At 37.6% G+C, this 19,761-nt stretch carries 20 protein-coding genes and 1 tRNA gene; 15 read left to right on the top strand and 6 right to left on the bottom strand.

The window, feature by feature from the left end; translation table 11 throughout:
• Window positions 1-99 precede the first annotated feature (99 nt).
• From QZ158_RS05660 to rlmH, 5 genes are all read right to left on the bottom strand, one after another.
• Entirely contained in the window at window positions 100-852 is a 753-nt protein-coding gene (locus QZ158_RS05660; protein ID WP_048690420.1) for a response regulator transcription factor, read from the bottom strand.
• Window positions 853-2,172, bottom strand: a complete 1,320-nt coding sequence (locus QZ158_RS05655; protein WP_293883347.1) for a GHKL domain-containing protein — start codon at window positions 2,170-2,172, stop codon at window positions 853-855.
• Window positions 2,172-2,315 (bottom strand): bacteriocin, encoded by a 144-nt coding sequence (locus tag QZ158_RS05650; RefSeq protein WP_023024808.1) that lies wholly within the window; start codon window positions 2,313-2,315, stop codon window positions 2,172-2,174. Before QZ158_RS05650 ends, QZ158_RS05655 begins: the two co-directional genes overlap by 1 nt.
• Window positions 2,316-2,553: 238 nt before the next feature.
• Window positions 2,554-2,627 (bottom strand) — tRNA-Arg (locus tag QZ158_RS05645).
• A 44-nt stretch (window positions 2,628-2,671) separates the two neighbouring features.
• On the bottom strand, window positions 2,672-3,151 hold the full coding sequence (gene rlmH / locus QZ158_RS05640) for a 23S rRNA (pseudouridine(1915)-N(3))-methyltransferase RlmH (protein ID WP_048690423.1): 480 nt from the start codon (window positions 3,149-3,151) through the stop codon (window positions 2,672-2,674).
• 201 nt (window positions 3,152-3,352) lie between these two features.
• On the opposite strand from rlmH, the gene QZ158_RS05635 reads away from it, so the two are divergent.
• The 5 genes from QZ158_RS05635 to QZ158_RS05615 all read left to right on the top strand — a co-directional run bounded on the left by QZ158_RS05635 (window position 3,353) and on the right by QZ158_RS05615 (window position 8,531).
• The gene (locus QZ158_RS05635; RefSeq protein ID WP_061564541.1) at window positions 3,353-4,531 is read left to right on the top strand and encodes a S1C family serine protease; all 1,179 of its coding nucleotides are present in this window, start codon (window positions 3,353-3,355) and stop codon (window positions 4,529-4,531) included.
• Window positions 4,532-4,596: 65 nt separating this feature from the next.
• The gene (locus QZ158_RS05630; RefSeq protein ID WP_293883339.1) at window positions 4,597-5,358 is read left to right on the top strand and encodes a ParB/RepB/Spo0J family partition protein; all 762 of its coding nucleotides are present in this window, start codon (window positions 4,597-4,599) and stop codon (window positions 5,356-5,358) included.
• Between the two features lie 250 nt (window positions 5,359-5,608).
• On the top strand, window positions 5,609-6,979 hold the full coding sequence (gene dnaA / locus QZ158_RS05625) for a chromosomal replication initiator protein DnaA (RefSeq protein ID WP_293883336.1): 1,371 nt from the start codon (window positions 5,609-5,611) through the stop codon (window positions 6,977-6,979).
• Between the two features lie 160 nt (window positions 6,980-7,139).
• Entirely contained in the window at window positions 7,140-8,276 is a 1,137-nt protein-coding gene (gene dnaN / locus QZ158_RS05620; protein WP_126403552.1) for a DNA polymerase III subunit beta, read from the top strand.
• A 63-nt stretch (window positions 8,277-8,339) separates the two neighbouring features.
• Window positions 8,340-8,531, top strand: a complete 192-nt coding sequence (locus QZ158_RS05615) for a DUF951 family protein (protein ID WP_061564542.1) — start codon at window positions 8,340-8,342, stop codon at window positions 8,529-8,531.
• Between the two features lie 35 nt (window positions 8,532-8,566).
• On the opposite strand, the gene QZ158_RS05610 is transcribed toward QZ158_RS05615, so the two are convergent.
• The gene (locus QZ158_RS05610; RefSeq protein WP_293883331.1) at window positions 8,567-9,061 is read right to left on the bottom strand and encodes a DUF1307 domain-containing protein; all 495 of its coding nucleotides are present in this window, start codon (window positions 9,059-9,061) and stop codon (window positions 8,567-8,569) included.
• A 158-nt stretch (window positions 9,062-9,219) separates the two neighbouring features.
• Between QZ158_RS05610 and ychF the strand changes: the two genes are divergently transcribed.
• The 10 genes from ychF to ftsH all read left to right on the top strand — a co-directional run.
• Window positions 9,220-10,335, top strand: coding sequence for a redox-regulated ATPase YchF (ychF, locus tag QZ158_RS05605; RefSeq protein WP_048690434.1), 1,116 nt, complete (start codon window positions 9,220-9,222; stop codon window positions 10,333-10,335).
• 70 nt (window positions 10,336-10,405) lie between these two features.
• Entirely contained in the window at window positions 10,406-10,975 is a 570-nt protein-coding gene (gene pth, locus QZ158_RS05600) for an aminoacyl-tRNA hydrolase (RefSeq protein ID WP_048690437.1), read from the top strand.
• Entirely contained in the window at window positions 10,968-14,480 is a 3,513-nt protein-coding gene (gene mfd, locus QZ158_RS05595) for a transcription-repair coupling factor (RefSeq protein ID WP_293883352.1), read from the top strand. Before pth ends, mfd begins: the two co-directional genes overlap by 8 nt.
• A 63-nt stretch (window positions 14,481-14,543) precedes the next feature.
• A complete protein-coding gene (locus QZ158_RS05590) occupies window positions 14,544-14,810 on the top strand; it encodes an RNA-binding S4 domain-containing protein (RefSeq protein WP_023024830.1) in 267 nt (88 codons plus the stop codon).
• Window positions 14,803-15,171, top strand: coding sequence for a septum formation initiator family protein (locus QZ158_RS05585; protein WP_023024832.1), 369 nt, complete (start codon window positions 14,803-14,805; stop codon window positions 15,169-15,171). The genes QZ158_RS05590 and QZ158_RS05585 overlap by 8 nt, the downstream gene beginning before the upstream one ends.
• A complete protein-coding gene (locus QZ158_RS05580) occupies window positions 15,171-15,299 on the top strand; it encodes an SP_0009 family protein (protein WP_293883311.1) in 129 nt (42 codons plus the stop codon). Before QZ158_RS05585 ends, QZ158_RS05580 begins: the two co-directional genes overlap by 1 nt.
• Window positions 15,292-16,575, top strand: coding sequence for a serine hydrolase (locus tag QZ158_RS05575; RefSeq protein ID WP_293883308.1), 1,284 nt, complete (start codon window positions 15,292-15,294; stop codon window positions 16,573-16,575). The genes QZ158_RS05580 and QZ158_RS05575 overlap by 8 nt, the downstream gene beginning before the upstream one ends.
• Window positions 16,575-17,849 carry a tRNA lysidine(34) synthetase TilS gene (gene tilS / locus QZ158_RS05570; RefSeq protein ID WP_293883306.1) on the top strand — a complete coding sequence of 425 codons (1,275 nt, stop codon included), beginning with the start codon at window positions 16,575-16,577 and terminating at the stop codon, window positions 17,847-17,849. Before QZ158_RS05575 ends, tilS begins: the two co-directional genes overlap by 1 nt.
• A 5-nt stretch (window positions 17,850-17,854) precedes the next feature.
• On the top strand, window positions 17,855-18,397 hold the full coding sequence (hpt, locus tag QZ158_RS05565; protein WP_293883304.1) for a hypoxanthine phosphoribosyltransferase: 543 nt from the start codon (window positions 17,855-17,857) through the stop codon (window positions 18,395-18,397).
• A gap of 10 nt (window positions 18,398-18,407) precedes the next feature.
• Window positions 18,408-19,761 (top strand): ATP-dependent zinc metalloprotease FtsH (gene ftsH / locus QZ158_RS05560; protein ID WP_293883302.1); only part of this gene is annotated, 1,354 nt, incomplete at its 3' end.

Raw genomic sequence — 19,761 nt, 5'->3', positions numbered from 1 at the left:
CCCGTGTTACCGCCGTGAAAAGGCGGTGTCTTAACCCCTTGACCAACGGACCATGTCATTAACAGAACATATCCCATTATACCATCGATTCAAAAATTGTCAAGCCTTTTTCTGTATTTTATTTAATAATTCTTCGACCCTTTTCACCTGTGTACGAGAGACGGGGCAAGTTGTCTCCTCTTCTAACATCAAGAGTCTCTTGCGACGATCAAAATTGACAATCATTCTTTGATTGACTAGATAGGACTGATTGGGACTAAAGAAATGATTATCTACATCTTTCTCAAGTATATCCTTGATAGTCCCTAAAAATTCCTTTTGAAAATTCTTTCCAACAAGTCGCAATTTGTGGGAAACTCCAGTTGTTTCAATGTACAATATATCTCGATATGGAACTCGAATTTCCATATTTTTGAAACTATACTCAAAGAAATCAATGATATTTTTATTTTCAATCACATTCTTCTTCAAGTAGAGAATGCATTCTCGAATTTTTTCCTTAAATAAGTTTTCATTCAAGGTTTTTTCAATAAATTCGAGAGCTGATACCTTGTAACGATAGGTAATGGTTGCAAATTCCGATTTCGTCGTGATAAAGGCAATAATGGCAAAAGGATTGACCTCACGAATCATTTGAGCTGCCTTGATACCAGCTTTTTCATCCCCTTTGATATCAATGTCAAGGAAGAAAAGCTGATGAAAATCACCATTGGTTAGATATTCCTTTAGTTCAGCTATTTTACTGGTGGAAACAATATTTAATCGTAGGCCTTCCTCCTCAGCGATAGCTTTTACATGTTTCTCTACTCGAACTTGTTGAGAAATTTCGTCCTCTAGCAATACAATATTCATCTATCTTCCTTTCTCTCCAATAACTAAGCTCTGCGTAAATCTTCCATTGATCAACTCTGTCTCTAGAAAAATAGCAGCATATTCTCCAATAAGATCTTTTACAATCGCAAGCCCCATTCCTCTACGATCCCCTTTAGTTGAAAATCCCTTTTCATAGAGTTTATTCCAATTAATCGGCTCATCAGAAATAGAGTTCTTTATGATCAGATGCACTCCATTCGGCATATTAAAAACAGCTATTTGAACTTCTTTTTCTTGACTCATTTTAGCAGCTTCAATAGCATTATTGACTAAAATTCCGACGGTTCGTACAAGATCCAACAATCTCATTGGAACCTTTTCAATAATATCTTCTGTTTCAAAGGTTAGTTTGACACCCATTTCCTCCGCATAGATCCATCCCCTACTTAGGATACTTCTCAAAGCAGAATCTCGAATATTACCTAGGTCAAATCCTGTATATTCTTCTTTTTGGAGTTGGCCATAGCATTCCTCAAGAACATCTCTTTGAATTCGTTTAATATCCTCAATATTTTCTTCCTCAATCGCTAAATTTAAGGAAGTGATAATATTTCCAAAATCATGACGAAAACCTTTTAATTCTAAATAGAGGCCTTGAATTTTATTCATATACTGTTCCATTTGGCGCTGTTCGAACCTCTTTTGCTTCAACTCCATTTTCTTTTCATAACGATCTCGAACCGTCTTCATTTGAACCATGGTTCCGATAAACATCAAGAAACAAATCGTTGCTACCATGCTACCAAAACTATTGAAATGAGCAATATCACTTATCCAATGAGAAGCATTCAATACTAAGGTTAAAATAAGATAACTAACGATCAATTGTTGGACAAATTTCTTAAAAACCCGCTCTTTAAAATAGAGAAGATTCACTTCGAGAATCGTTAATACCTTCATAATTAAAATAAGTGAGATAATTCGAATAGTTAAAAAGTAATAATCAGAGTATTGGTTAATTATACTATCACCAAAAATAGAAGAAGTGATTACTGATAAAAATGTATCTGTACTTTCAACTGCTAGATAAATGATGAATGAGTAAAGACCCGCTATCTGACGTTGAAGATTACAAATAAAATAGTAATAAAAATAAAGAAATAGTGGCCATAGACATAACATTAGATAATCGATATGTAAATCAAAGTAATCTAAGACCGCTGTGATGACAAATACAGCAACAACACCAGATCCTAAAATCAATTGTTTACTATATTTATTAAGTTTTTGATCAATTTTTAAAAAAGATAAAAAAATTATAAAAATAGTTAAGATTAAAGATAGGGTATTTAGAAACATCAGTTTCCTCCCCTACCAAAAATTAGATTAATAAGTTCACCAACACTATTCTTTCTCCGTTTATCCCCTCCACAGATTTGCTGCAATTCTTTTTCTGTAAGAACCTTAAATGCTTTAGAAACTGTTGATGGATTGTTTTTCATAAAAAAATCTCCTTATAATTTATTTGATCATTAAATTATTAAATTTAATATACATAAATTTTAGTAAAAAATCAAAGACTTTTTTAACATTTCCGCTATTTGGTTCATTTTTACAGCTATTTGGAACGAAAAATCTAGTTTTTGCAATTTTTTTATCCCATCTGTTTAGAAAAATTCTAGTTTTTTTTAAACTAAGTAACAAAAAAACGTGATTTTTATACAAATCACGTTTTTATTTTGATCCCAGCAGGATTCGAACCTGCGACCGTTCGCTTAGAAGGCGAATGCTCTATCCAGCTGAGCTATGAGACCAGATGTCTTTTTATTCTATCAGAAAATAGGAGGAGCGTCAAGATTCATTTATGGTAAGGACTTCCTTGTTGAATCATAAATGCCCGGTAGATTTGTTCGATTAAAACAAGCTTCATCAATTGATGGGGAAGGGTTAACTTTCCAAAACTCATAAGTAAATTCGCTCGTTTTTTAACTGCTGGGGACAAACCTAGACTTCCTCCAATCACGAAGGTAATTTCAGAATACCCTCGTACAGTCACCTCTTCTATGGTTTGACTAAACTTCTCAGATGGAAATTGTTGCCCTTCAATCGCTAAGGCAATCACATACTCACGATCTCCAATTTTAGCTAATATGCGATTTCCTTCTTTTTCTAGGATTTGCTGATTTTCTAAATCACTGGCCCGATCAGGAGTTTTTTCATCCGGTAATTCTATCATTTCTAGCTTCGTAAACCGCCCCAAGCGTTTCGTATACTCGGCGATTCCATCTTTTAAATACTTTTCTTTTAATTTTCCAACTGTTACAATCTTAATTTTCATATTCATATTCTAACACAAATGAACTTATACACAAGTCTTCAACAAATAGGCCAGCATCTATCTTTCAAAAAATGGCTCTATATTCACGTTTTTCACACTTATACACAGTTTTCCACAACTTGTGGAAAAAATTTCCATTTTAAGTTATAATTAAGAAACTAGGTCTATACTTTTCCATAATTGGAACAATAGGAGAAAACTATGAAACAACCATCAAATTTTCTAAAAAAAATTTTGCAACTTTTACTTGTTCTTGTCATTGGGTTTACTGGAGGAATCTTAGGGACCTTGACCTCTTTCCAGTTTACCAAGGGGAATTCTACAAATCCTAGCCAAGAAATAAAATCTACCAAAGTTAATCGTGCTTATAAGAATACAACATCAACTAGTGAAGCTGTTGATAAGGTTAAAAATGCTGTTGTTTCTGTTATTACCTATGCTGAAACCTCTGAAAAAGGCTTCATCAATGGAGAAACAGATTCTGATCCAGAAGTAGCTAGTGAAGGTTCAGGTGTTATCTATAAAAAAGATGGTAAAGATGCTTATTTAGTAACAAATGCCCACGTATTAATGGGAGCAACAAAAGCCGATATTCTCTTTGCAGATGGAAATAAAGTTTCTGGAGAAGTTGTTGGTTCTGATACTTTCTCAGATATTGCGGTTGTTAAAATCAGTTCAGATAATGTTACGACCGTGGCTGAATTTGGGGATTCATCTAAGTTGACTGTTGGAGAGACCGCAATCGCTATTGGTAGTCCTTTAGGAACAAAATTTGCCAATTCCGTTACCCAAGGGATTGTCTCTAGTCTCGGACGTACTGTGAAGCTCAAATCAGAAGACGGCCAAAATGTATCTACAAAAGCGTTGCAAACGGATGCTGCAATCAACCCAGGGAATTCTGGCGGTCCTCTTATCAATATTCAGGGACAAGTCATCGGAATCACCTCAAGTAAAATCTCTTCAAATGGCCAAACTGCGGTTGAGGGAATGGGATTTGCAATTCCTGTAAATGATGTACAAAATATTATTGAACATTTAGAAAAAGATGGTAAAGTCATTCGTCCAGCTCTTGGAATTACCATGATGGACCTGGCTAACCTATCCTCTTCTGATCTTAGCCAATTAGACATTCCAAGCAAACTCAAAGGTGGGGTTCTTGTCCGCTCAGTTGAAAATGATATGCCGGCATCCAAATATTTGCGTCGATTAGATATCATTACAAAAATCGATGACACAACCATTGAATCAACTGCAGATTTACAATCTGCCCTCTATTCTCATCAAATTGGTGATAAAATTAAAGTCATTTTCTATAGAGATGGTAAGCAAAAAACAGCTACCATTGAGCTGACAAAATCTACAGAAAATCTTGGAAATTAAGTAAATTTACAACAGTGTCAACACACCTTTACGAAATTGTAAAGGTGTGTTATGCTATATACATCATGGAAAAAATTGATATTATTGACGTAAAGCAAATACGAAACAATCCTTTTCAACCTCGTCAAACCTTTGTACAAGAGAAATTAGAAGAACTCGCAGCTTCAATCAAAGAAAATGGATTAATCCAGCCCATTATTGTTCGAAAATCTCCGATTGTTGGTTATGAACTACTTGCTGGAGAAAGACGCTACCGAGCAGCTCAAATGGCTGGTTTCAAAGAAATCCCTGCGATTATAAGAGACTTATCAGATGATGACATGATCAAACAAGCCATTATCGAAAATTTACAAAGAGAAGATTTGAATCCAATTGAAGAGGCCGAATCTTACCAACATCTTATTGATAAAGGGGCTACCCATGAAGAAATTTCACAATTTATGGGAAAATCTCGTCCTTACATCAGCAATATGGTCCGTTTACTTCATCTCTCACCAATTGTCAAAGAAGCCATCAAAAATGATCAAATTTCACAAGGACATGCCCGCATTTTAGTTCCTTTAAAAGAAGATCTACAAATCTATTGGTTGGAACGAACTCTTAAAGAAGGACTAAGCGTTCGTAGTTTGGAAGAAAAGGTTGGTCAAAAAAAGAAAAGGCCAAGTAAAAAAGAGAAAGAACTCTTTTTAGCACAGGAAGAAAACAGATTAAAAAAGATGCTAGGAACCGAAGTAGAAATTCGTCTGACAAAACAAGAAAAAGGTAGTATCCATATTTCATTTAACAACCTTGATGAATACCAACGAATTATTAACAGTCTCAAATGAGGCTGTTATTTTTTATAACACAACTAACAGATTTATCCACCTCTTTAAAACTCCTCCTTACTTGATACTTCTACTTTCTTCTCTCTTATCCCCAACCTGTGGAAAACTTCTACACACATTGGGGAAAACTATTCACATATTGTGGAAAAAACTCTTTTTTATTCCCTTAGAACAAGTTGTGGAAAACTCCCTCCTTTTATGATAAAATAAGAAAAACATAGCAAGTAAAAAATGAATAGGAGGGCGATAAGTGTCAAGAGAAGAAACATTCTGGAATCGTGTGATTGAATTAAGTAAAAAGACATTTAAAAAAGAAATCTTTGACTATTTTGTCCTTACTTCAAGACTCATCAAAGTCGATCAACAAGAAGCCGTTATTTATTTAGATGCAGAAGTAAAGAAATTATTCTGGGAAGAGAATATGACAAAGGTGATTCTGACTGCTGGATTTGAAATTTATGCAGTAGAATTAACCATTTCCTACCAATTCAATCTTGAAGAAGAGGAAGAAGAAAAGGAGTTTATTCCCCTTTCAGAAACAACCAGAGACTATGCAGTGAGCCTTGCTCCAATAGTAGATTTGCCTCCTATCCAAACAGGATTAAGAAAGAAATACACCTTTGATAATTTTGTAAGTGGAGACGGAAATCAATGGGCTTTGGCTGCCGCTTTAGCAGTTTCTGAAAACCTTGCTACCACTTATAATCCTTTATTTATCTATGGAGGACCCGGTTTAGGTAAAACGCATTTGCTCAACGCAATTGGGAATCAGATTATGGAAAACTACCCAAATGCTCGAGTAAAATACATCCCAGCAGAATCCTTTATCAATGAATTTTTAGAGCGTCTTCGCCTTAATGATATGGATACTTTTAAAAAGACCTATCGAAACTTGGATCTGCTCTTAATTGATGATATTCAATCGCTTGGAGGAAAAAAGGTTACAACTCAAGAAGAGTTCTTTAATACCTTTAATGCTCTTTATGGGGATAATAAGCAGATTGTCCTAACCAGCGATCGTAGTCCTGATCATTTAGATAGCTTAGAAGAACGTCTAGTCACACGCTTTAAGTGGGGCTTGACGCAAAATATTACACCACCAGATTTTGAAACTCGAATCGCTATTTTGAGAAATAAAATCGAAGACCTGGACTTTACTTTCCCGGATGATACACTCGAATACCTAGCAGGTCAATTTGATTCTAACGTCCGAGACTTAGAGGGTGCTTTGAATGATATCTCTCTTGTGGCAAGAGTTAAAAAAATCAAAGATATTACAATAGATGTCGCAGCTGAAGCCATTCGAGCTCGTAAGAATGAAGCCTTACAAATTACGGTGATTCCTATTGAAAAGATTCAAACGGAAGTTGGAAAATTTTACAATGTCAGTGTCAATGAAATGAAAGGCTCTCGACGGGTTCAAAATATTGTCCTAGCTCGACAAGTAGCTATGTACCTCGCCCGCGAGATGACCGACAATAGTCTTCCTCGTATTGGGCGTGAATTTGGAGGAAAAGACCACACAACGGTCATGCATGCTTATGAAAAAATCAAAGGGATGATCGAAATTGATGACAATCTCAGACTCGAGATTCAAACCATCAAGAAAAAATTAAAGTAATCCCATGTGGACAATCCTAGAAAAACTCGTTTCTTTTTCCACATGTTGTGAACAAGGCACTTTTCAATTCCTGTCTGGCTTTAGAAGAGTTTTCCACATGTTCCACACACTCTACTATTACTATTAACTTACTAATACTAAAATAATAAAAGGAGATCTCATGATTAATTTTTCTATTAACAAGGCTTATTTCCTACAAGCTTTAAATACGACAAAAAGAGCCATTAGTTCAAAAAATGCAATTCCAATCTTATCCACTATTAAGATTGATGTCACTTCTGAAGGGATTACTCTCATTGGATCAAATGGACAAATCTCAATCGAATACTTTATTTCTGTTAAAGATGACAATGCAGGCCTTCTAGTAACGACACCAGGTGCTATTCTTTTAGAAGCAACTTTCTTTATCAATGTTGTGTCCAGTCTACCAGATGTCGTTTTAGATGTGAAAGAAATCGAACAAAAACAAATTGTATTAGTTAGTGGAAAATCAGAAATTACCCTTAAAGGAAAAGATGCAGAACAATATCCTCGCATTCAAGAAATTTCAGCCAGCAACCCTCTAACGCTCCCAATTCAAACTTTGAAGAAAATCATTTCTGAGACAGCTTTTGCAGCAAGTACCCAAGAAAGTCGTCCGATTTTGACAGGAGTTCATTTTGTTCTTTCTGATCACAAGGAATTAAAAACGGTGGCAACGGATTCTCATCGAATGAGTCAAAAAAATATTACCCTTGAAAAAAATGGGGATAACTTTGATGTTGTGATTCCAAGCCGTTCTTTACGCGAATTAACGTCTGTCTTTTCAGATGAGATTGAACAGGTTGAAGTCTTCTTTGCTAATAACCAGATTTTATTTAGAAGTGACAATATCAGTTTCTATACACGCCTGTTGGAAGGAAACTATCCAGATACGGATCGCTTGATTCCAACAGAGTTTAGTTCGGAAGTAACCTTTAAAGTTGCTCATCTTCGCCAAGCCATGGAACGGGCCCGCCTGTTGTCTAATGCTACTCAAAACGGTACTGTTAAATTAGAAATCGCTAGTGGGGTCGTTTCTGCCCACGTCAATTCTCCTGAAGTAGGGCGTGTGAATGAAGAAATTGATACAGAAGCAGTTTCGGGAGATGATTTAAACATCAGCTTTAATCCAACTTATTTGATTGACGCTTTGAAAGCTATTGAAAGTGAAAAAGTCGTCATTCGCTTCATCTCTGCAGTTCGTCCCTTTACATTGGTACCAGCTGAGGAATCTGAACGCTTCATTCAATTAATTACACCAGTTCGGACCAATTAAGGGCCAAAAGCTAGCATTGAACAGGCTAGCTTTGCGTCTTCTATGTTGATGAAAGGAAAATCCATGTATCAGGTCGGTGATTTTGTAGAAATGAAAAAACCCCATGCTTGTACTATTAAAGCAACAGGGAAAAAAGCTAATCGTTGGGAAATTCGGCGAGTAGGAGCAGATATCAAAATTCGTTGTAGTAATTGTGATCATATGGTCATGATGAGCCGTCATGATTTCGATCAAAAAATGAAAAAAGTATTGTAAAAGGTTCAGTCATCTTGGTGACTGAACCTTTTGTATTATTTTAATTCTTCAAATTTTCCATCTTTTACTTCTTTGAAGCCATTAGACTTAAAGGTTTTAAGTGTTGTCTTGTAGCCAATGTAATCAACATTTTGATTTTCTTGTGTAGCAATTAACTGATTTTCTTGTAATTCTTTTAAATCTGCCTTGGTATAATCAATCTTTGTTTTTTCAACGAGATAGTCATCCTTATATTCTGCAGAGTGTGAGAATCCTTTGACATCTTTGAATTTTTTATCGTATTCATCAATAACTTTTTTTAATTGTTCTTTTGGCAATCCTGCTCCTTCGTAGTAAATAACAGTTGTAGAATCTGTACTTAGAATTTTATCACCCTGATATTCAACAATCAAACGAATATCAGTTTTCTTATCTTGGTTAATTAATTGAAGGTACCCTTTTTTTGTACTTTGTCCACAAGCTCCCAGAAGAAATAGGGTAAAGACTGCTAAAAGAGGCAGAAGGATCGATTTAATTGATAGTTTTTTCATGACGAAAACTCCTTTATTATTGTTGGTTTGATTATACCATATTCTTACAGGATTGGACAGGTGACTTTTAGTTTTAAGAGAGAGCATTTTTTCATTATCTTGTGCTTTGAATTATGTTATAATAAAAGGGATTGAAATGTGAACGGAGAAGAAGATAAATGGCTTTAACAGCAGGTATCGTTGGTTTGCCAAACGTTGGTAAATCAACCCTATTTAACGCAATTACAAAAGCAGGAGCAGAGGCTGCAAACTATCCCTTTGCGACCATTGATCCAAACGTTGGAATGGTAGAAGTTCCAGATGAACGCCTCCAAAAATTAACGGAAATGATCACTCCTAAGAAGACAGTTCCGACAACCTTTGAATTTACAGATATAGCAGGGATTGTAAAAGGTGCTTCTAAAGGGGAAGGACTTGGTAATAAATTCTTGGCCAATATTCGTGAAGTGGATGCCATTGTCCATGTAGTACGTGCTTTTGATGATGAAAATGTCATGCGGGAGCAAGGTCGTGAAGATGCTTTTGTTGATCCACTAGCAGACATTGATACTATTAACCTAGAGTTGATTTTGGCTGACCTAGAATCTGTGAATAAACGCTATGCGCGTGTGGAAAAGATGGCCCGTACGCAAAAGGACAAGGATTCCGTTGCAGAATTTAATGTCCTCCAAAAGATTAAGCCAGTTCTGGAAGACGGGAAGTCAGCTCGTACCATCGAATTCACAGACGAAGAACAAAAAGTTGTCAAAGGTCTCTTCCTCTTGACCACTAAACCCGTTCTTTATGTAGCGAATGTGGATGAGGATGTTGTTGGAGACCCAGACTCTATTGATTATGTGAAACAAATTCGTGAATTCGCAGAAACAGAAAATGCAGAGGTAGTGGTGATTTCTGCGCGTGCTGAAGAAGAAATTTCTGAATTAGACGATGAAGATAAAAAAGAGTTTCTTGAAGCCATTGGTTTGACAGAGTCAGGTGTGGATAAGTTGACTCGTGCAGCTTACCATTTACTTGGACTTGGAACTTACTTCACAGCTGGTGAAAAAGAAGTTCGCGCTTGGACTTTCAAACGTGGTATGAAAGCTCCTCAAGCAGCTGGAATTATCCACTCAGACTTTGAAAAAGGATTTATCCGTGCTGTAACCATGTCTTATGATGATTTGGTCAAATATGGATCTGAAAAGGCTGTAAAAGAAGCAGGACGCTTGCGAGAAGAAGGAAAAGAATATGTCGTTCAAGATGGCGACATCATGGAATTCCGCTTCAATGTATAAAGAAAATAAGTAAATAACCAAAAGGTTGGAAAAAAATTCCAGCCCTTTTGGCTTTTGAAAGGGAAAGTAAATGACAAAATTAATCGTCGGATTGGGAAATCCGGGAGATAAATATGTGGAAACCAAACACAATGTTGGCTTTATGTTAGTGGATCAGCTGGCGAAGTCTCTCAACCTCACTTTTTCACATGATAAGATTTTTCAAGCAGATGTGACCTCCACCTTTATAGATGGAGAAAAGGTATTTTTAGTCAAGCCAACCACTTTTATGAATGAGAGTGGCAAGGCCGTACACGCGCTTTTGACCTATTATGGTTTAGAGGTGGAAGATTTGGTCGTTATTTATGACGACTTGGATATGGAAGTCGGCAAGATTCGTCTTCGTGCCAAAGGATCAGCTGGAGGCCACAACGGAATCAAATCAATTATCAACCATATTGGAACTCAGACCTTTAATCGCATCAAGATTGGAATCGGAAGACCCAAGCATGGCATGTCAGTAGTCCACCATGTCTTAGGGAAATTCGATCAGGATGATTATGCTACCATCCTCCTTGCTATCGACAAGTCAGAAGAAGCCCTTCGTTTTTATTTAAAAGAAGGGCAGTTTGAAAAAACAATGCAACAATACAATGGATAAATATAAGACACTGGTTGATCTATTTCAACAAAATAAAAATATCAGAAAATGGCAACAAGACCAACAAAAAAGAAGTCGCTCTCTTCTACTAGGACTGTCTTCGTCTACAAAAGCTATTACCATGGCGACAGCTGTCGAAGACGGACACAAGGTCTTGGTTTTGACCTCTTCCCAAAATGAAGCAGAACGGCTCGCCAGTGATTTATTGGGTTTATTAGGCGAAGAAAAGGTCTATCTTTTCCTCGGAGATGACAATCCTTTGGCAGAGTTTGTCTTTGCTTCCCAGGAACGGATCTTTTCTCGTCTGGAAGCTCTGGACTTTCTTTTAGCTCCAGAAAAAGAAGGAATCGTTATTGCCAATGTAAGTGGTAGTCGTTTGCTCTTACCTAATCCAAAGACTGTCAGCTCTATGATTCAGTCTTTCTCTGTTGGAGAAGAAAGAAATCTGACAGAATTGAAAGATACCCTACTGGCTATGGGCTATCAAAAGGTTTCACAGGTAAGCCAACAGGGAGAGTTTAGTCTTCGAGGGGATATTGTAGATCTTTTTGAAGCCAGTCAAGATTTCCCTTATCGCCTGGAATTTTTTGGAGATGAGATTGATGGCATTCGGACCTTTTCTCCAGAGACTCAACGTTCACTAGAAAATCTAGATGCGGTAATAGTTCATCCAGTTAGTGATATGTTACTAACTAAAGATGATTTTCTAAGAGGACAGAAGAATCTAGAAAATCTGATTCAAAAAAGTCCTCATCCAGAGTTCAAATCCTATTTGACTGAGATACTCACAGAAGCGCATCACCAGCGTCTCCATACAGATAGTCGAAAATTTCTCTCTCTTTTTTATCAGCAAACCTATACTCTCTTTGATTACCTCCCCAAACATGCTCCTCTTTTTTTGGATGATTACCATAAAATCCTGGATCAGGAGGCGCGGTTTGATGTAGAAGTTGCTAACCTTTTGACAGAGGACCTACAAAAGAGTCGCTCTTTCGCTGAAGCCCAGTATTTTGCGGACAATAGCGCACTCTTACGCACTTATAAACCAGCTTCTTATTTTTCAAATTTTCAAAAAGGCTTGGGAAATCTGCGATTTTATGCCCTCTATTCTTTTAACCAATACCCCATGCAGGAATTCTTCAGTCAGTTCTCTCTTTTAAAAGATGAAATTGACCGTTTCCGTAAACAAGACTACACAGTCATTCTTCAGGTGACGAGTAAACAAGGACTCCACCAGTTACAAGAGCACTTGAGAGATTACGGGATTGATCTGGATTATCTTGCACCTGATCAGCTTCATCCAGGGCAGAGCCAGTTGATCATCGGTGGGTTGGCGCGTGGCTTCCACTTTGTGGATGAGAAGATTGTCTTGATTACAGAGACAGAAATCTTCCAGAAAAAGGTTAAACGAAAGATTCGTCGGCAAACTATTTCTAACGCGGAGCGGTTAAAAAACTACAATGAGTTGGAAAAGGGAGACTACGTTGTTCACCAGGTTCATGGAATTGGTCAGTATTTAGGACTAGAAACCATCGAAATTTCTGGTGTCCACCGAGACTATGTCTCCATCCAATATCAAAATGGAGACCGGATTTCTATCCCTGTGGATCAAATCCAGATGCTGTCCAAGTATGTTGCGAGTGATGGCAAACCTCCTAAAATCAACAAACTCAATGATGGTCGCTTCCAAAAGGCCAAACAAAAGGTCCGTCAGGAAGTAGAGGATATTGCAGATGATCTGATTCAACTCTATGCAGAGCGAAGCCAATTGAAAGGCTTTGCCTTTACTCCAGACGATGAGAACCAAGAAGCTTTTGATCAGGCTTTTCCCTATGTTGAAACAGATGATCAGATTCGCTCTATCCAAGAAATCAAGAAGGATATGGAATCTTCAAGCCCTATGGATCGCCTCTTGGTCGGAGACGTGGGCTTTGGGAAGACAGAAGTTGCTATGCGAGCGGCCTTTAAAGCTGTCAAAGACCATAAACAAGTGGCTGTCTTAGTTCCGACAACGGTCCTAGCTCAACAGCACTATGCTAATTTCAAAGAACGTTTCGAGGCCTTTCCAGTAGAAGTTGATGTCTTGAGTCGTTTCCGGAGTCGTGCTGAGCAAAAAGAAACTTTGGAAAAACTTAAAAAAGGCCAGGTCGATATTTTGATTGGAACCCACCGTCTCTTATCTAAAGATGTGGAATTTGCGGATCTTGGGCTCATCGTAATTGATGAGGAGCAACGGTTCGGTGTCAAACACAAGGAAACCCTCAAGGAGTTAAAGAAAAAGGTTGATGTCTTAACCTTAACGGCAACGCCCATCCCTCGGACCCTTCATATGTCTATGTTGGGGATTCGGGATTTGTCCGTTATTGAAACCCCACCGACCAATCGTTATCCTGTTCAAACCTATGTCTTAGAAACCAATCCAACCATTATCCGAGATGCTATTCGTCGGGAGATGGATCGGGGAGGTCAGGTTTATTATCTCTACAACAAGGTAGACACCATTGAGCAAAAAGTTTCAGAGTTACAAGAATTGGTACCAGAAGCCTCTATTGGGTTTGTCCATGGACAGATGAGTGAGGTGCGGTTGGAAAACACCTTGATGGACTTCATTGAAGGTGAGTATGATATTTTAGTCACAACCACCATTATTGAAACAGGAGTGGATATTCCCAATGCCAATACCCTCTTTATTGAAAATGCCGACCATATGGGCTTGTCTACCCTTTACCAATTGCGAGGACGGGTTGGACGAAGCAATCGCATTGCCTATGCCTATTTGATGTACCGGCCGGACAAAACCTTGACAGAAGTTTCTGAAAAGCGTCTTGAAGCTATTAAAGGATTTACTGAATTGGGATCTGGTTTTAAGATTGCTATGCGAGATTTGTCTATTCGAGGTGCCGGAAATATTTTAGGGGCTTCTCAATCTGGTTTTATCGATTCCGTCGGATTTGAAATGTATTCACAGTTACTTGAAGCTGCTATTGAGAAGAAACAAGGAAAAGAGAAAAAACGCCAAAAAGGAAATGCGGAGCTCAATCTCCAAATTGATGCCTACATTCCAAGTGATTATATCTCCGATGAACGTCAAAAAATTGAAATTTACAAACGCATTCGAGAAATACAAGTTCAAGAAGATTATGAACTCTTGCAAGACGAATTGATTGATCGATTCGGAGAATATCCTGATGTGGTAGCCTATCTCCTAGAAATAGGGTTTATCAAATCTTATTTGGATCAGGTCTTTGTTAAAGTGGTTGATCGAAAAGACAATCAATTAACGGTGAAATTTGAGCCAATTACCAAGCAACTTTTCTTGACTCAAGATTATTTTGCTGCCTTATCAGCAACTAATTTAAAAGCTCGTATTGCAGAAAGCCAAGGATTGATTGAATTAATCTTTGATGTGCGAAATAAAAAAGACTTCGAAATATTAGAAGGTTTGCGACAATTTGGGGAAAAATTATTGGCCATCAAGCAGGAAAAAATAGAAAAACAAGACTAGAAAGAAAGATTTTACTGGGCTCTTTCTAAAAAAATGGTACAATAATACATTAGAGGTGATACGATGAGATTAGATAAATATTTAAAAGTTTCCCGCATTATCAAAAGACGCCCTGTAGCTAAAGAAGTAGCTGACAAGGGACGCATCAAAGTTAATGGCGTTTTAGCGAAAAGTTCAACCGACTTGAAGGTGAATGACGAAGTCGAAGTTCGCTTTGGAAATAAGCTATTGACAGTAAAAGTGTTGGAAATGTTAGATAGTACCAAAAAAGAAGATGCGTCTAAAATGTATGAAATCATTCGTGAAACAAGGATAGAAGAAGATGCCTAAAAATATTGTACAAATGAATAATCGGTATATTCAAGACGAACATCAGCGTCAGAAATATCAGAATGAGGAGCGAAAAAAACAGAACCGTTTTATGGGTTGGGTTCTCATTTTAATTATTTTATTGTTTATTCTCCCAACTTATAATCTGGCTCAGAGTTACCAGACGCTTCAAAAACGCAAACAACAATACGTTCAATTGCAAGAACAATATCAGCAAACCCTTGAGGAAAAAGAATATCAAAAGGATATCGTAGAGAAATTGAAGGATGATGAATATGCTGCAAAATATGCACGCGCAAAATATTCGTTCTCTAAAGATGGCGAATATATTTATACGATACCTAATTTATTACCAAAATAATGGAAAATATTGTAAAAACCGTTCAACAATTTCTAGAATATTCTGATACAAAATTAGAAGAGTTAGCTAAAAAAAATCAAGCCTTAAAATTGCAAGAAGAAATTCAGGAAAGGAGCAAGGATGAATAAGTTAGTTTATTGGATGATTTTTCCTACTTTCTTAGTCACCCAACCCCTATCTGATTCATCCCAAGTCCAAGTTCCATTGACTGCTGATTCTTCTTATGCTAGTCAAATAGGAACTCAGGATCACTTCTTTGTCTCCATCCCATCCAATCCGAATGTTTATCAGCCAATCGTGACCTATTCGGATCCAGAATTGCGTCAAAAAATTGGGGAAATCAAACCTGATACTCCCTTTACTGTTGATCAATTGTTTGTGAATGACCAAGGGAAATCTGTTTTTAAATTATCGAATAAACAGTATGTAGTAGCTGATCAGGATCAAATTTACGAAGATTCGATTTTGGAATTAACAGAAGAAAAAAATACCATGTGGCTGACGTCCTCTTTTACAGTTTATGATCAACCCTTGGTAAATGGCGCAAAAAGCAAAAAAACAAGTCTGACTCCTTATAGTAAGGTTGAAATCACCAAGACTGCCAAAACTTTAAAAGGGACCTATCTAGAAATTTCTGGCCAGGGGTGGATTTCAAAAGATGAACTTTCTGCTACAGATAATCGGATAGAAAAAGTCCAAGCAATTCTGAATCAGAAGTACAACAAAGACGGAATTGCAGTTTACGTGAAGCAGGTGGATACTGGAAAGACTGCTGGGATACATGAAGACCAGGAAATGTATTCTGCTAGTATAGCCAAGCTCTTGTATTTGTACTATACTCAAAAAGAGGTAAACGAGAGCCATGTAGATTTACAGACTTCCTTAAAATATACAAAAGAAGTCAATGACTACCCTGGAGCTTATGAACCGGAAGGCAGTGGAAGTATTTCAAAAACACCGGATGATAAGGAATATACCGTTGCTGATTTGATTAACCGGGTGGCCAAAGAATCCGATAATGTTGCGCAAAACATTTTAGGCTATTATGTAACGCACCAATCAGACAAAGAATTTCAAAAGATGACCAATAAGATTGCAGGAAAAACGTGGAATGTAGAAACTAGAATGGCATCTCCAAAAATGGCGGGAAATGTCATGGAAGCTATCTACCAACAAAATGGTGGAATCATTGATGCTCTGTCAGAGACTCGCTTTGATGATCAACGAATTTCAAAAGATATCCCAGTCAAGGTTGCTCACAAGATTGGAGATGCATATGATTTCCGTCATGATGTCGCTATTGTTTATACAGATTCACCATTTATTTTAGCTATTTTTACGGATCACTCTGATTACGAGACTATCTCAGCAATTGCCAAAGATATTTATGAGGTCTTACAGTAATGAAAGAAAAATTTCTTCAGTTTTGTCAAAAGGAGGGGCTTTTTGAATCTCATCAAAAAGTCCTTTTGGCTTTATCAGGAGGGGTGGACTCCATGACCTTACTGGATTGGCTCTACCATTATCAGCACCAATTAGGAATTGACCTCGTTCTTGCTCATGTCAATCATCACCAACGCATTGAAGCTGACCAAGAAGAAAGAGGAATTCGAGCATTAGCTGAAGTAAAACATCTACCGCTGAAGGTTGCCCATTTCTCTGGTCCTTTTTCTGAAAGCCGAGCTAGACAATTCCGATATGATTTCTTTGAAAAAGTTATGAAAGAAGAAGCTTGTAGCGCTCTCGTCACCGCTCATCATATGGATGATCAGGCAGAAACGATTTTAATGCGTCTGATTCGTGGGAGTCGTCCACGGCATTTAAAAGGTATTCCTTTAAAACAACCATTTGGACAGGGTGTGTTGATCCGTCCCCTCTTACATTTCAAAAAAAAGGATTTTCCAGAAATTTTTCATTATGAGGATAAGAGCAACCGCTCCTTGGACTATTTCCGTAACCGTATCCGTCATCGTTTTCTCCCACTCTTAGAAAAAGAAAACCCCCAAGTGACGAGTGCTTTGGTCAACTTAGGAGAAGATCTCAGTCATTGGCACCAGGCTTTAAAAGAGTTGACCAAAGATTTGAATCCACAAGACGTGACACAGTTTCAAAAGCAATCACCAGCTGTCCAGATTTATTTGCTGGAAGAGTATCTAGCTAGTTTTCCAGATTTGCAATTGAGTCGGGTACAATTTGAACAATTACACAGAATAGTAGTGACTAAGTCCAATACGCAACAAGTTCTAAAGAATGGTTATGAACTTTACAAAGATTATCACTATTTTGAAATTCGGAGAATCAGTCGTAGGATGGATGACCGAATGTCAGAAGATTTGTTACAATTTGGAACCATAAAGACAGTAGGTGCTTATCGCTTTTTATTTGGAGTAGAACCAAGCGATTCATATATGGAGGCTATCCCACTTCCAAACAACCATCCAGTTTCTCTTCGCCCCCGTAAAAGGGGAGATCGTATTCTGATAAACAGTCACCATAGAAAAGTTAGCAGATTGTTGATTAACCAAAAAATCCCTTTAGATCAACGAAACAATCTGGTGGTTTTAGAACAAGATAAACAAATACTGGCTATTCCTGAAATTGCGATCAGTGATTTGAGTAAGGAATTAAAAAATGGTATAATGAAGGATACAATTTATATCCAGAAAATAGATAGGTAAAAAAGATGTTAGAACAAGATATCAAAAAGATACTCATTTCCCACGATGAAATCGTGACTGCAGCACGTGAACTTGGTAAAAAACTGACAGAAGATTATCAAGGGAAAAATCCGATTTTAGTAGGAATTTTAAAAGGGTCAGTCCCATTTATGGCGGAATTGATCAAACATATTGATACGCATATTGAGTTGGATTTTATGCTAGTGTCTAGTTATCATGGTGGAACATCAAGCTCAGGCGTGATTAATATCATCAAAGATATAGACCAAGACATTAAGGACCGAGATATTCTCTTTGTTGAAGATATCATTGATACTGGTAAAACTCTTAAGAGTTTGAAAGAATTGTTTGAAGGACGTCAACCAGCATCTGTTAAAATTGCTACCTTGTTAGATAAACCTGAAGGACGCTTGGTTGAGATTGAAGCAGATTACACTTGCTTTACCATTCCAAACGATTTTGTTGTGGGCTATGGTTTAGACTACGATGAAAACTATCGAAACCTTCCTTATATCGGAGTATTGAAAGAAGAAGTGTATTCAAAATAGAGGAAACTAGATGAAAAATAACAAAAACAATGGTTTTGTCCGAAATCCTTTTCTGTACTTATTGATTATTGTAGCTGCTGTTACAGGTTTTCAGTATTTCTTTGCTGGAAATAGTATCGGACAAAGTCAGCAGATCAATTATACAGAATTGGTAAAAGAGCTTAAATCAGACAACGTCAAGGAAATTAACTACCAGCCAAACGGTAGTGTCATTGAAATTTCCGGTACTTATAACAAAGCAAAAACCAGCAAAGATGATACAGGGGTTCAATTTTTCACTCCAAGTCCAAGTAAGGTGACTCGCTTCACGAGTGTGATTTTACCGTCTGATTTGACTGTTCAAGAATTACAAAACTTAGCATCCGAACATAAGGCTGACATCACTATTAAACGGGAAAGCTCAAGTGGAATGTGGATTACCATTCTGACTTCAATCGTTCCCTTTGTGATTGTCATGTTCTTCTTCTTCTCCATGATGAATCAAGGTGGTAGCGGTGGCGCCCGCGGTGCTATGAATTTCGGCCGTAACAAAGCGCGTGCTACCAATAAAGAAGATATCAAGGTTCGTTTTTCAGATGTAGCAGGGGCTGAAGAAGAAAAACAAGAACTCGTTGAAGTGGTTGAATTCTTAAAAGATCCAAAACGCTTTACAAAATTGGGTGCCCGTATCCCAGCTGGTGTTCTTCTTGAAGGCCCTCCGGGAACTGGTAAAACCCTTCTAGCAAAAGCAGTAGCAGGTGAAGCCGGAGTACCATTCTTCAGTATTTCAGGTTCAGACTTCGTTGAAATGTTTGTCGGTGTCGGTGCAAGCCGGGTTCGTTCTCTATTTGAAGATGCCAAAAAAGCAGCACCAGCCATTATCTTTATCGATGAGATCGATGCTGTTGGACGTCAACGAGGAGTTGGCCTTGGTGGGGGAAATGATGAACGGGAACAAACCCTCAACCAGCTCTTGATTGAGATGGATGGTTTTGAAGGAAACGAAGGCATCATCGTGATTGCAGCCACCAACCGTTCAGATGTTTTGGATCCAGCCCTCCTTCGTCCTGGGCGTTTTGACCGGAAGGTTTTAGTTGGTCGTCCTGATGTAAAAGGACGCGAAGCTATCTTGCGTGTCCATGCTAAAAACAAACCATTAGCCAAAGATGTCGACTTGAAACTAGTTGCCCAACAAACACCGGGATTTGTTGGAGCGGATCTTGAAAATGTCTTAAACGAAGCAGCTCTGGTAGCGGCTCGTCGCAATAAGAAGGTTATTGATGCATCTGATATTGATGAAGCAGAAGACCGTGTGATTGCTGGTCCTTCTAAGAAAGACCGAACAGTTTCTCAAAAGGAACGCGAATTGGTTGCTTACCATGAGG

It is taken from the genome of Streptococcus sp. A12 (genome assembly GCF_905372335.1).
In the GTDB taxonomy this organism is placed as follows: Bacteria; Bacillota; Bacilli; order Lactobacillales; family Streptococcaceae; genus Streptococcus.
The sequence above is the reverse complement of the archived record's forward strand: the minus strand, read 5'-3'. Positions and strand labels throughout refer to the sequence as shown.